The organism is Sphingomonas sp. OK281, assembly GCF_900115295.1.
In the GTDB taxonomy this organism is placed as follows: Bacteria; Pseudomonadota; Alphaproteobacteria; order Sphingomonadales; family Sphingomonadaceae; genus Sphingomonas.
In genome coordinates this window covers 382141-395460 of the sequence record NZ_FOVZ01000001.1, presented here as the reverse complement: position 1 = coordinate 395460, position 13320 = coordinate 382141, and the positions used below count along the sequence as shown (strand labels likewise).

At 65.4% G+C, this 13320-nt stretch carries 7 protein-coding genes; 2 read left to right on the top strand and 5 right to left on the bottom strand.

Annotated features, from left to right (window positions below; genetic code table 11):
• Positions 1-34 precede the first annotated feature (34 nt).
• The gene (locus BM244_RS01825) at positions 35-313 is read right to left on the bottom strand and encodes a helix-turn-helix transcriptional regulator (protein WP_093397022.1); all 279 of its coding nucleotides are present in this window, start codon (positions 311-313) and stop codon (positions 35-37) included.
• A gap of 497 nt (positions 314-810) precedes the next feature.
• Between BM244_RS01825 and BM244_RS01820 the strand changes: the two genes are divergently transcribed.
• Together BM244_RS01820 and BM244_RS01815 are read left to right on the top strand one after the other, a co-directional pair.
• Positions 811-2979 (top strand): TonB-dependent siderophore receptor, encoded by a 2169-nt coding sequence (locus BM244_RS01820; RefSeq protein WP_093397021.1) that lies wholly within the window; start codon positions 811-813, stop codon positions 2977-2979.
• A 4-nt stretch (positions 2980-2983) separates the two neighbouring features.
• Positions 2984-4159 carry a PepSY-associated TM helix domain-containing protein gene (locus BM244_RS01815; protein ID WP_093397019.1) on the top strand — a complete coding sequence of 392 codons (1176 nt, stop codon included), beginning with the start codon at positions 2984-2986 and terminating at the stop codon, positions 4157-4159.
• A gap of 246 nt (positions 4160-4405) precedes the next feature.
• On the opposite strand, the gene BM244_RS01810 is transcribed toward BM244_RS01815, so the two are convergent.
• Genes BM244_RS01810 through BM244_RS01795 form a run of 4 tightly spaced genes read right to left on the bottom strand, consistent with a single transcriptional unit; the run spans position 4406 to position 12871 of the window.
• Positions 4406-6679 carry a WD40/YVTN/BNR-like repeat-containing protein gene (locus BM244_RS01810; RefSeq protein ID WP_254784222.1) on the bottom strand — a complete coding sequence of 758 codons (2274 nt, stop codon included), beginning with the start codon at positions 6677-6679 and terminating at the stop codon, positions 4406-4408.
• The gene (locus tag BM244_RS01805; RefSeq protein ID WP_254784221.1) at positions 6651-8183 is read right to left on the bottom strand and encodes a tryptophan halogenase family protein; all 1533 of its coding nucleotides are present in this window, start codon (positions 8181-8183) and stop codon (positions 6651-6653) included. The genes BM244_RS01810 and BM244_RS01805 overlap by 29 nt, the downstream gene beginning before the upstream one ends.
• Positions 8180-9730, bottom strand: a complete 1551-nt coding sequence (locus BM244_RS01800) for a tryptophan halogenase family protein (RefSeq protein WP_093397016.1) — start codon at positions 9728-9730, stop codon at positions 8180-8182. The genes BM244_RS01805 and BM244_RS01800 overlap by 4 nt, the downstream gene beginning before the upstream one ends.
• Before the next feature lie 54 nt (positions 9731-9784).
• Entirely contained in the window at positions 9785-12871 is a 3087-nt protein-coding gene (locus BM244_RS01795; RefSeq protein ID WP_093397014.1) for a TonB-dependent receptor, read from the bottom strand.
• Positions 12872-13320: the final 449 nt, after the last annotated feature.

Genomic DNA, 13320 nt, shown 5'->3' with positions numbered 1-13320 from the left:
TTTTGATGAGGCTTCAATAGGAAGCACCGCCAATTCAGCGACTTACGTCCGCCGAGCGCCTGATGTCTGCTTTGACGTTCGCTAGGGCGGCCGAACTGTAGGCGCTGGTGCCGTCGAACTTGCGGGCCTCGCGCCAAGCGAGCACGTCCGCCTCATCGTAGGCGACGCCAGCTTGTTTCGCGTCGCCGAGCTTCACGAATGTTGGGCCACGCGACTTGTGGCGCCATAGCTTCAAGGTGTTCGGAGCGATGCCGAGTAAGGCCGCCGTCTGCTTGGTGTCGAGCAGACGCATCTGGTGCGTTGATTGGAGCATGGGATATTCCCGCAAAAGCGTTGCTGTTGCGCTGTGGTCACCAGCACCAGCGGCGGCTCGGGGCGGCTGGCAGTGTCCGGGTCCTGGGGGATTCTCACCCTTACTCCACCGGCTCAAAGCTCTGGGTTTTTCCTCGTGGGCGCGCCCCAGTGCGGCACGTACAAGCACATTACGTTAGTGCCAATTCGTCATGCAAGCGCTTTTTGCCAACGTTAAAGGCCGTTACGCTCGCTAAGCGAGGCCGTACCAACGGTATACACCGTCCGCGCTGGCTCGGCCCTCTTGCCCTTCAGCTTCTCCTGCCAGTGCCGCGTGTGCCCCGGGATCGCTTCGTACGCCATTGGCGGAACTGCGGCGCGCAGAAGGCGCCGATCGACTCCGGCGCGGCTGTCGCACGAGGCGCACTTCTACGCCTGTCACCGTTACCCACCCGAAACAATATATGCAACTCATTCGCATTAGCTTAATTGTCGCCTCATCATAAGGGGTATGCAAATATGAGGCTTCACGAGACACGCCGGTTTTCGCGCAACGCGGCATTGGGGGGACTGACCCTCGCGCTGCTATCGCCGCTCCCGACCCTCGCGCAGGCGATCGAGCAGGCCACCGTTCCGACGGGCGATACCACCAGTGCCGAGATCATCGTCCAGGCCAGCCGGTCCGCGGATGGGTATCGGCCCACGGATTCCTATGTCGCGTCCGGCGTTGCGGCCGATGTCCTCAACACGCCCCGCTCGATCAACATGGCCAGCCAGCAGGTCCTGCAAGACCGCGGCGTCGTTAATCTCGAACAGGCGATCAAGACGCTGCCGGGCGTGAGCCAGGACAACAGCTTCGGGGGCACGCAGGACAGCTTCAACATCCGCGGCTTTCGTGTGTATTCCTCGGTTGCCTCGACCAATCCGGGCATCCTGATCGACGGCGTGCGCGGCGCGATGGCGCGAGGCTTCCAGGCCAACACCGACCGGGTCGAACTGCTCTCCGGACCATCGGCGATGCTATATGGCCGCACCGAGCCCGGCGGCGTCATCAACATCGTCCGCAAGCAGCCGCTCTATACCCCCTATCGCGCTTTCGAGGGCAATATCGGCAGCTATGGCCAGTACCGCGCGGTCGGCGATCTGTCGGGACCGATCGGCCAGCTTGCCGGTGGCGAAACCGCCTACCGTCTCGTCGTCGCCGGTGAGAAGCAGGATTATTGGCGCAACGTCGGCCACGACACGCGCAACCTGCTGATCGCGCCGTCGCTCGGCTGGCGCGGCGACAAGGCGCAGCTGGTGCTCGCCTATGAGTATAACGACAGCACCGCGCCAATGGATCGCGGCACGATCCTGCAGAACGGCAAGCCCGTCGCGGTGCCTGCGAAGCGCAGCTTTTCGGAGGATTTCTCGCGCTATCACAGCGTCAGCCATTTCGTCCGCGGCAATCTCGATTACGAAGCCACCGACTGGCTCACGCTGCGGACCCGCGCGGCGTACATGAACTACCTGACGTCCGACGTTCAAGTGAATGCGTCGCGGCTGAACGCGCAGGGCGACCTGACGCGGTTCGTCCTCGCCAATCGTCATGGCCGGCAGGAAAACACCTATCTCCAAGAGACCGGCGTCGCGACGTTCGCCACTGGGGCGCTCAAGCACGAACTGCTGTTCGGCGCGGACTATCGCTACCAGAAAGAGCGGCAGGCGGGGCAGGACATGTCCGAGATCCTCGGCGGCTTCAACATTTACAATCCCGTCTACGGACAGCTTTCCGAGAGCGATGCGGTTGCGCAGGCGAGCGACGGGCCGTTCTTCGTCAACCGCAGCCGGGAATGGGGCGTCTTCGCGCAGGACAGCGTGACGCTCGGTCGGCTGACCGCGGCGGCCGGGTTGCGCTGGGCGCACATCATGCAGTTCGGCGCGGCGCAGGGCGAAGTAAGCGACGACTCCAGCAAGGGCGTGTTCCTGCCCAGCGCATCCCTGCTCTACCGCCTGACCGATCGCGTCAGCGTCTATGGCAGCTACAGCACATCCTATCATCCGAACGCATCGGTGCCCGCCGCCGGACTCGTGCCCGCCTCGGGACCGTTCGCCCCCGAAAAGGGCACGGGCTGGGAAGCGGGCGCAAAGGCGGAATTCTTCGGTGGCAAGCTGCTGACCACCGCCGCGCTGTTCCGGATCGACAAGACCAACGTGCTGACCACGTCCGACGACGTCACGTCGACGGTAGGCAGCGTGCGGTCACAGGGCGGCGAGCTGACCGTCTCGGGGCAAGTCACGCCGGCGTTCAATCTGACCGCCAGCTACACCTATCTCGATGCGAAGGTGCGCGACGATCCGACGCTTAGCGGCAATCGCTTCGTCAACGTCCCCACCAACAAAGGATCGATCTTCGGCACGTACGAGATCAGGTCGGGTGCGCTCAAGGGACTTGCGGCGGGCTCGGGCGTCACCGCCTCCAGCCGGATCGCCGTCGATACCGCCAACTCGGCATTCCTGCCCGGCTACGCCACGGTCGATGCGGTGCTCCGCTATCGGGCGCGGCTGGCCAGCGGGATGATCTACCGCGTCCAGCTGAACGCCCGCAACCTGCTCGATAAAAACTATTATCCCTATGCGAACGGCGTCTACCGGATCGGCGTCGGCGAGCCGCGGACGGTGATGCTGACCGGCAAGATCGAGTTTTAGCCGCGTGGCGGGTCCGGCGAGAGGCCGTCTGCTATGGCTCAAGATCCACAAATGGATCGGCCTGAGCTTCGGATTTCTGTTCGTGTTCGAAGCCGTGACCGGGTGCATTCTGGTGTTCCAGCACGAGATTTCGGACGTCTTCGACGCGCCCTACGCGGCGGTCGGCGCACCAGTCGGCGTTGGGGTCGGCGGGGGCGTCGGCGTGGGCGTCGATCGTGCGGTCGCGATCGCCCGCGCGGCCAATGGCGGCGGTGATCTGGCGCTGGTCGGACTGCCGGCATCCAACGCCGATCATGCCTACCGCGTCCTAATCGCCGGCCAAGGCCACGCCACCCGCGAGCTCTTCGTCGACCCGAGCTCGGGCCGCGTCGATCGCGACCATCGGCGCCCGGTCGGCGCAGTGCTGAAGTTCATCTGGACGCTGCACAAGCGGCTCGCCGTCCCGCTGGCCGGGGATCTGCTGATCGCCGTCAGCGGGCTGGTCCTCGTGCTGTCGACCGTTTCCGGGCTGGTGCTGTGGTGGCCGAAGCCCGGCAAATGGGGCAAGGCGCTGGCGATCAAGAAGAACGCCACGGTGCCGCGACTGACCTTCGACCTGCACCGTGTGCTGGGCGCCGTGCTGGCCGCGATGTGCCTGCTCTGGGGAATTTCCGGGACGTACATGATCCGTCCGTCGTGGATCGTCGGTTTCCTCCCCAGCGACCTGCGCCCGCGCAACGAACAGACGCTGCGCACCGCAGCGGTGGCGAAGGCCGAGCCGTCCATTCCGCACGAGCGGCTAAGTCCAGCCGCGATAGCGCGTCTTGCCGGCCACGTGCCCGGCGCCACCGGGACCTATCTGTTTCCCCCCGAAGATCCGGGCGATTGTTCATGGCAGGTCCGCCTGAGCCGGCCTGACGACCGCGTCCGCTATGTCGGGTCCGCGACGGTGACGGTGAATGCCTGCGCCGGGACGATCACCGGTATCAACGACGAACGCGGCGACGTCTCCAGCCGCATCTTCTACTGGCTGCGTCCACTGCATTCGGGCGAGGCGTTCGGAACCATCGGCAAGATCGTCGTCTTCCTGCTCGGGTTCGGTTTCCTCGCCATCGGTATCGCGGGGATCTATCTCTGGTGGATACGGCGCCGCGCACGGAAGACGAGCGCACGGTCTCGGTCCCGCGCCGGCCGGCCTTGATCGTCAGTCGTGCGATCGTGCGCGCCGACGCCGCCGTTCTCGATGAACTCACGGTGTCGGTCGGCCCCTACCCACGGCCGGGCGTGCTCACCGGATGGGATGGACGCGGTTGCAAGTGCCCGCGCGGCGCTGGTCGACGGTATCGTACTTGCCCCGGCAATGTGTTCGGTGCCAGCGGTATGTGGAGCAACGATCTGCGCTTCAACGTGCCGCTGTACGAGGAAAGCAGACCGGGACGTCGTCCGATCACCGCGCCTCGACCGGATCGCCATAGAACATGCCGCGCCCGTCCGTACCGAGATAGACACGGCCTTCGCGCCGGGGATCGCCGGAGACTACGCGGTAGCGGCCGCCCCAGCGATGCGCGTCGTCGTCGATACGCCCCCAAGTCCGCCCCCTGTCGATCGAGCGCCACACGCCCCTGACCCCGCCGCGCGTGCCGACCGCAAACACCCCGTTCCGACCCAGACCGAAGAGCTCGACTTCAAGCCCACCACCAGCCGCGGCGAAGGTCGTGCCGCCGTCGGCGCTGTAGAACAGCCGCGTGCCTGCCTGCAGCCACAGGGTTCCCGTGCGATCGGGCGCGGCCAGAAGCGAGCTTTGCGCCTCGCGGCCCTGCCTGCCTGCCGGGGCTAGATCGGCAGGCAGATTGCGGCCCGTCACGGGCGCGAAGCTGATCGCCGCATCGCGCGATACCAGCAGCTTCCCCCGCGCGACATCCACGGCATAGAAGACAAGCGGATCCAGCTTGTCGGCGACGGCGCGTACCCCACCCGGCAAGCCGCGGACCACCGACCAGTGTCGCCCGCCGTCCTGCGAGACCTGCGGAACCGGGGTGGCCACGACCATCGTCTTGCCGTCCGCCGAGACGCTGATCGGCCAGTCGCCGTTCAGATCCTCACGCCTGGGCGGATTGCCCATCGGCGGCAAAACGATCTCGGTCCATGTGCGACCGCCGTCTTCGGAGCGCCCCATGGACGCGTGTCGGGGCCGGTCGAGATACAGGCTGCCGCTGCGCACGATGACGTTCGGGGCGAGCCCCGCATAGTCGATCGCATTGGTGTTCGACATGTACGGATCGACGAAGGTCGGGCGCGGCGAGCGATCGAGATCCTCGTGAACGAAGCCGGCAAGGTCACCGAACCCGGATATCAACGGCGCCCCGCCCGTCGGCGACACGAGCGTGATGATCGCCGTCTGCTCGATCCCTCGGGTCCACGGCACCCAGTCGATCGTACCCGTGCCGCGCAAGCCGTGGGTCGCATAGACCGTCGCGCCGGTCGTGTAGACGACGTGCCCCGGATCGAAAGGATCGATCGCCAGGCCCGAAATCCAGTGCCCAAAATCGGCGCCCTTGCCCTCGTGCAGCAGGAAGGGCGTCTGCGAGACGTCACGCCGGCTTCGGGCGCCGACATCGTTCCAGCTTCCGCCGTCGTCGCGGCTGACCCATAGCGAATCTCCGTGGCGATAGCGGTCGACGGTGCTGACGGCGACCGTCCCCGGCAGCATGGGAGATACCGCAACGCCCAGAAACGCGCCCTCCGCGCCGGTATCGCGCCAGCCGGGCGGCGTCACGTCGAGGCCACGCCCGCTCGGATCGTAGCGCCACACTGCACCCGTCTTGATACCGCTTGGCCCGAGGCCGCTGGCATAACCGACCCACAGCACGCCGCGTCGATCGATAACGCCCTTGGCCGCCAGCAGCGAGGGGCCCGGGACGGCGGCCCAGGTCTCGCCGCCGTCGTCGGAACGGTAGAGATGCTCCGCGCCCGGATCGGCGACCCCCGCCCATATCCGGCGGGACGGCGCGCCCGCGCTGCCGCTATTGGCGTCGATCGCGACGAAGGCGACGCCGCCATGCGTCTTGCGGGACACCGGACGGCCAAGCCCCGCCACCGGGAAGCTCGCGAGCTTGACCCAGGTCGCGCCCGCATCGTCGCTTCGCCACAGCCCGTCGTGACGCGACCCGAAGAATAGTCGCCGCGTCCGATTGGGGTCGACCGCGAGCCGTTCGCCAAAACCGCGGCCATCCTCGTTGCCACCCATCGCGAACGGTACCGGCGTGGTTCGCCAAGTCCGTCCGCGATCCGCAGAGCGCAACATCGCGGCAGGCGCGCGGGCATTCATCCCGGCCGCCATGTAGACGATGTCGGGATTGCGTGGATCGGGCGCGATGCTCTCGATACCCATGTAGCTCGGCGTCGCATTGCCGTCCTGAAGCGGCAACCAACGGCGCTCCTTGCCGTCCCAGCGATAGGCCCCGCCCATGTCCGTTCGTAGATAGGCCAGGCCACGCTCTGCAGGGCTGAAGACGATGTTGGGGGCATAGCCGCCCGCCCCGACCTTCACGTTGGTCCAGCGATACCGCACGGCATCTTGCGATCGCGCCGCCCCCTGCACCGCGAGAGGCGCCATCATCATCGCGATGATCGCGACGATCCCCAGCCGCTTCCCCGGCATCAGTCTCGTGAACCCGTGAAAAGTCCCCACGTCATGCCGGCTGACGCAGCGGCGACGCACAGTGCTGGGCGATAAAGGATTCATGCGTCGGCATTGCCGTCGCGGTCTTGTCGATCATGTCGCGGACATGCGCCATGAACCGCACGGATTCGCCGGGCGGCAACGTGGCCGCAAGTGGATCGATGGACGACGGTCGTATGCCCTGACCGAGCAGCACCGCGATCCAGCCGTCGGGAGTGAACAATTCCCCCTGTTCGCGGAACACGCGCGCCTTCCCGGACCACAGCGCCAGCTTGGCCGACAGAGACGCCGGAATCGACATGGTCCGGCACTGGTCCCAGAACGGGGAGTCCGATCGCTCGGTCGCGTGGTAATGCAGGATGACGAAATCGCGCACCTGCTCGTATTCGCGCAGCATGACGCGGTTATACGCGTCGATCTCGGTCGCGCCGAACCCCATATCGGGAAACAGGCTCATCAGCCGGGTGATCCCGGACTGAATCAGGTGAATGCTGGTCGATTCGAGCGGTTCGAGGAACCCGCCGGCAAGCCCGATCGCGACGCAGTTCCGATCCCACAGCCGTTCGCGCCGCCCGGCCTCGAACCGCAACTGACGCGGCTCGCCCAGCGCCTGCCCCTCGAGCCCAGCCAGTAGTGCCCGCCTGGCATCGTCATCGTCGATATGCGCGCTCGAATAGACATACCCGTTGCCGACCCGGTGCTGGAGCGGGATCCGCCAGCGCCACCCGGCGGTATCGGCAGTCGCCCGCGTATAGGGGGTCAGTGGCCCCTGGCGCGCGCTCGGCACTGCCCAGGCCCGGTCGCATGGTAGCCAGTGCTTCCAGCTGGTGAACGGCACGCCCAGCGCATCGCCGAGCAACAGCGACCGAAAACCGCTGCAGTCGATGAACAATTCACCGTCGATGCGGCGATCGCCTTCGAGCCGCACCGATTGGATAAACCCCGTTTCGGCATCCCGATCGACCGCGACCACGCGACCCTCGACGCGCACCACGCCGTCCTGCTCCGCGATGTCGCGCAGGAACGTCGCATACAGCGCCGCGTCGAAATGGAACGCGTAGAACAAAGACGACAGGATCGACTGGGGATTGCCACTTGGCCGAGTGAACCGCCCGCGCCGCGCCGCCACCGCCGACAGGCAATAGTCGCCGATCGGTCCCGGATCGGGGTTGCTTAGAGCGACCTGACGAAGCCAGAGCTGGTGGAACGAGACGCCCTCGACATCGCGGCCATGTGTACCGAACGGATGGAGATAGGAGTCGCCCGGCCGCGCCCAGTCGCGGAACTCGATGCCCAGCTTGAACGTCGCGCCGGTCGCGCGGACGAACGCGTCCTCGTCGATCCCCAGCATGCGGTTGTAATCGAGCAGCGACGGGATCGTCGCCTCGCCGACGCCGACGGTACCGATCTCCTCGGACTCGACCAATGTGACCGACACGCCGCTAGGCACGAGCCGGGACAGCGCCGCCGCGGTCATCCATCCGGCCGTGCCGCCGCCGACGATGACGACCTTGGTGACCCTGCCCAGCTGCCCGTCCGTCACGCAGCGGCTCGCGCGCCGAAGCTGTGGGTCTGGGCGTAGTCGACGAGATCGCGGTTCGACGGCAGGTTGGCGATCGCATACGCCGCTTGGCGCTGCACCTCCGCGAATGCCCGGCGTGCGTCTTCGCCGTAGCGCAGTGCTCCCGCCTTGGCGCTCAGGTCGGTCTTCCAGCCCATGCCGTACAGGACATACTGCCAGCTTGCCTCGGTGAAGATGTCGACTTGCCCGTCGATATCGAGTTCGTTGGGCGGCCGGAAACGCCAGCGGTCGAGCATCTCCAGCAGCCTGTCCGGCACCGACGCGTCGGCCACGTTGTCACGCCAGAACGCGGTGTCGCGTCGTTCCGAGATGCAATAATGCAGCTTGATGAAATCGAGCGCGCGCTCGTAGCGGCGCAGCATGTTCGCGTTGAACTGCCGCGCGGACGTCGCGTAGTCGCCGCCCCAGGGAAACAGGTTGGCGATCATCCCGGCGGACACTTCGGCAAAGGCTATCCCGGTCGCTTCGAGAGGCTCGAAGAAACCGCTCGACAACCCGACCGCGACGCAGTTCTTGTACCAGTTGACCTCGCGGTAGCCGGCATCGAACTTGAAGTGCCGCACGTCCGCCTTCTCGCCCGCCGCCCCCAGATAGCCGCGCAGCACGCGCTCGGCGGCCTCGTCGTCGCTATGGTCGGACGAATAGACATGGCCGATGCCGCGTCGCCGATCGAGACCGATGTCCCATATCCAGCCTGCCTCCTGCGCGGTCGAGATGGTATAGGACGCGATCGGTTCGTCGGGCCGCGTGTAGGGTAGTTGCGCGGCGATCGCGCGGTTGCAGAACAGCACGTCGCGGCACGAGCGGAACGGGATCTTCATCGCCTTGCCGATCAGCTCGGCGCGAAAGCCCGTGCAGTCGATGTAGAGGTCCGCGTCGAGCGTGCCGTTCCGCTCGGTACGCACGCCGCCGATCGCGCCATCGGCATCGAGCAACACCTCGCTCACGGTGTCGGTGAGATGCCGGACGCCGTTCTTCACCCCCTGCTCGCGCAGCAGCCCGGCCAGCGCCACGGCATCGAAGTGGAACGCGTAGTTGAGCGGCCCGACATAATCGGGATTCGTCGGCAATTTAGGCGCGCGATGCTGGTCGGCAGCCTTCTTCTGCGGGTTGGAGACCTCGTCCCAATTCTCCGTGCCGCCAAGTCCCAGCAGCCAATAGGGCAGCAGGTCGAGGCCGTCGCTCGAATCCGCGACTTGGAACGGGTGCGAATAATGATCGGTCGCCCCCTGCCCCGGCGCGTGGCGCCAGTGGACGAACTTGGCGCCCTGCTTGAACGTGGCGCCGCAGCGACGGATCAGATCCGCCTCGTCGATCCCGATCGTCGCCAGCGTCCGGCGAATGGTCGGAAACGTCCCCTCGCCGACGCCTAGGATGCCGATGTCCCGCGACTCGACGAGCGTGATCGCGACGCCGCCCGGCAGGTCCGCGCCAAGCCGCTTGGCGAGATAGCCCGCGGTCAGCCACCCGGCGGTGCCCCCGCCCACGATCAATATCCGCTTGGTCATCACAGCCTCGCTTCGCCGCTCGTCGACACGGCGTCGACGAGCGGCGCATCATCGTCAGAAGGCGAGGTTGATACCAGTGCTGATCCGACGATCGGCCTGGAACCAGCTACGCCCGACCAGCTTGCCACCGGGATAGCCACCCATCAGCGTACGCTGCGTCGACGCGGTCAGGTTGGTCCCCTGCACGCCGAACGACAGATAGTCGGTCACCTTGAAGCGGACGCCGGCATCGATCGACCCGTAGTTGCCGCCATAGATCGGCAGCGCGATCTGGGTGGAGGTATCAACGCCTCCATCCTGATTGCTGATAACGCCGGGGGCGCTGTAATAGGTGTACGTCCCGTTCGTGCCGTTGCTGTTGGTCGACAGCAGATATTGCGAGCGCCACGAGTACGCGATCCGCAGCGAGATCGGATTGCGCTCGTAGAGCAGCGTCGCGTTCAAATTGTGCTTCGACAGGCCAACGAGCGGGGCATCGCTCCTGACCGCACCGGTGATATCGCGGTAGACGTCACCCGGATTGCCGCTCTTGATGAACGTATAGTTCCCCTCGAACCCGATTCCGGCCAGCGCACCCGGCAGCATGTCGAAGAAGAAGCGTCCCCCGACCTCGACGCCCTTGACGGTCGCCGCCTTGGTCGCGTTGCTGTAGTCGGTCGCCGATGCCGTGACGTTTTCGGTCGTGCCGTCGGTAAACAAGACGGTGACCTGCCGGTTCGTCAGCGCGTAGATCGGCAAGTTGGTCAGCCGCTTGTAGAACGGCGCGATATGGAAGGACGTGCCCGCACGCCCGTAATATTCGAGCGAGAGATCGACGTTGTTCGACAGCGTCGGCTTGAGCAACGGATTGCCCGTGTCCGCGGTGAAGTTGTTGAAGGTCCCCGGCTGGCCCGCGACCGGGTTGCTGGTCGTCGCGACGCCGATCGAACCGGAGGCCCGCAGCGCGTTGAACGTCGGGAGATCCATCGTGATGTTGTACCCGCCACGCACCTTGATCCGGTCCGTCGGCGAAAATTCGAGATTGACCGACGGCAGGACGCGCGTGAATTCCGCCTTGCCGCCGCGCGCGAGGAAGGTGTTCGCCAACGTCTGCTGGACGCCGTTGCGGACGAAGACCGTCCCGCCGTTCTGCTGGATGAAACCGCTGCCCTCGTTCTCGATATGCACGACTCTCACGCCGATGTTGCCGGCAATGCCACGCGACCCCTCCTCAGGACCGAAGCGCACCAGTGCATAGCCAGCGGCATTTTCGGTCCGGTTATCGACCTGATCGCCCGGCAGGACGAAGCCAGGAGCGCGAATACCGGACAGACCGCCGTAGCCGGTCGTCGTCAGAGGACCTGCAGCCGAACAGTTGGACTCGATACCGGCACAGAAGCCGGCAGGTGGCGCCTGTACCAGACCAGTGCGGTTGACGTTGAACCGCGACGCCAAGTTCTCCGATGCGAACATCAGGTTGCCCGGCAGCGTCGTCTCGCCGCGGAAGAAGTCCTTGAATGCGTGGCTGGCGACGTCGCCCGGCGCCGCATTCGCGTAGGTCAGCTGCGGATCGCCGTTCCAGCCGCGGCCGAGTGCCGTCCAGTTATAGCCGTTCGACAGATCGCGTTCGGTCCGCTTGGCGTAGCGACCGCCGACCTTGATCGACCGGAAGAAGCTGTTGTCGAACTTGTATTCGGCATCGAGCTGCGCGGCATCGAGCCGGCCCTTGTTGCGTTCGTTGTGCGGCATCGACGCCGACCAGAAATAGTTCGCGGGGTCCGCGAACGACGCCTGCGTCGCCGGGCTGACGGTGATCTGCGGCAGGTCGCCGGTCAGATCCATGCCGAAGCTTTGGCCGAAACCGAGATCGCGGAAGATGTCGATGCGATCATAGATCTGGCGTGAATCGACGCGCTGCAGCGATCCCTTGAGCGACAGATGGCTGTCTTCGGGCGCCCACACGAACGACAGCGAATAATCGCGCGTTCGCGTATTGCTCTGGACGAACCCCTTGTTGCCGCTGCTGGTGATCGCCCCACCCGTCGGGGCGAAGGTTCCCGTGTCGCGATTGAACAGCGCGCTCGTCTTCGTCAGCAAACCGTTGCTGTCGAAGGTGCTGCTCGCCGGATCGACCGCCAGCGTCTGCGAATCAAGCTGCGTGCCGTAATCGCTCGACTGACTCTTGTAGCGCGACTGGAAGAAGCTCCCGGTGAACGTCAGCGACTCCGCCGGCTGCCACTGCGCCGCGCCGTAGATGCCGTAGCGCTTGTACTGGAACGCCTCGTCGCCATAGGCGAAGCCGCTCGGGACGTACTTGCTGCTGCCGTCGCTGAGCGTCGTCTTGAAATACGGGCTGACGCGGATGAACTGCGACAGCGAGCTGAACTGGCTGAACGCAACGTCGCCGAGCAACCCGATCCGGCCGATCGGCGTCTCGAACGAGTCGGTAACCAGCACCGAGCCCGACGGATCCGCCTGGTTCGCCATGTCGCCAAGCGCAAGTTCGCCCGTGCCCGCGACGTGGAACTTGCCGTTGAAGTCGAACGGAAGCTTGGTCCGAAGATCGATCTGGCCGCCGGTGCCGCCCTCGATCAAGTCCGCCGTCGACGCCTTGTAGACGTCGACCGCCGACATCAGCTCGGGCGTCACGTCGCTCCACAGGATCGCGCGACCGTTGTTCGCGCTGAAGATCTCGCGACCGTTCAGGCGCGACGCGACACCGGTCAGACCGCGCACCTGCACGCCCGAACCCTGGACCGAATAGTGATCGGGATCGCCCAGCGCGGCAAAGCGCACGATCGACACGCCCGAAATACGCTGCAGGACCTCGGTGATCGAGTTGTCGGGAAGCTTGCCGGCATCGTCGGCCACGACCGAGTCGACGATCGTCTCGCTGCGACGCTTGCGTTCATCGGCCGCTTCAAGCGCAGCGCGGCGCCCGGTCACGACGATATCGTCGCCCGTCTGGTCGGCCGCGGGCTCGCCAGCGCCCTGTCCCGGCGCCGCGGCCTGGGTCGTGTCGGGCGATATGGTCTGCGTCTCGGCCTGTGCCCACGCATTTCCACTGACGCTCGCTGCGAGCAACGCCGCCAGCGACACACCGGCACGCATTGCGCCTGCGACATTACGGCGATGATCGAAATTGAGATTGAGCACGGTCATTGAAATCCCCCCCTTGCTGCAGCGTATCCCGGGACGCCGCAGTTTCCAGAATCGCACCTTATCTGTCTGGTGCTTGCCCCGCTGTTACCCTTACCATTATTATAGGACAATTAATATTTTTGTTAATTCGATACCTTCGCCAGACGCCGCGTCGCCGTGGCGGACCCACCGAAGCAACCCGTCCGGTATGGCGCGCGAACTACTTCTTGGAATGGCGCCGTCTGGATCGGTTCTTTCGGTATCTAGTAGTTGCCACGAGCTAGTAAGGACTGCTGTCCTAGATGCTGCAACGACACTATTTGCGACGCCCCCCTGTTGATTATGCTGACGCCGCGTTTTGTACCCCTCGTTCAGCCTCGCGCCGCGAGAACGGGAACCGCAGCAAGAGTCGTACTGGTAGGGCTATCATCATACACAATTCACCGGAGGAAGATCGCGCCGTGCCTGTC

Coding starts and splice junctions, on each gene's coding strand:
- BM244_RS01825 (WP_093397022.1), bottom strand. CDS start 313: ATGCTCCAATCAACGCACCAGATGCGTCTGCTCGACACCAAGCAGACG.
- BM244_RS01820 (WP_093397021.1), top strand. CDS start 811: ATGAGGCTTCACGAGACACGCCGGTTTTCGCGCAACGCGGCATTGGGG.
- BM244_RS01800 (WP_093397016.1), bottom strand. CDS start 9,730: ATGACCAAGCGGATATTGATCGTGGGCGGGGGCACCGCCGGGTGGCTG.
- BM244_RS01795 (WP_093397014.1), bottom strand. CDS start 12,871: ATGACCGTGCTCAATCTCAATTTCGATCATCGCCGTAATGTCGCAGGC.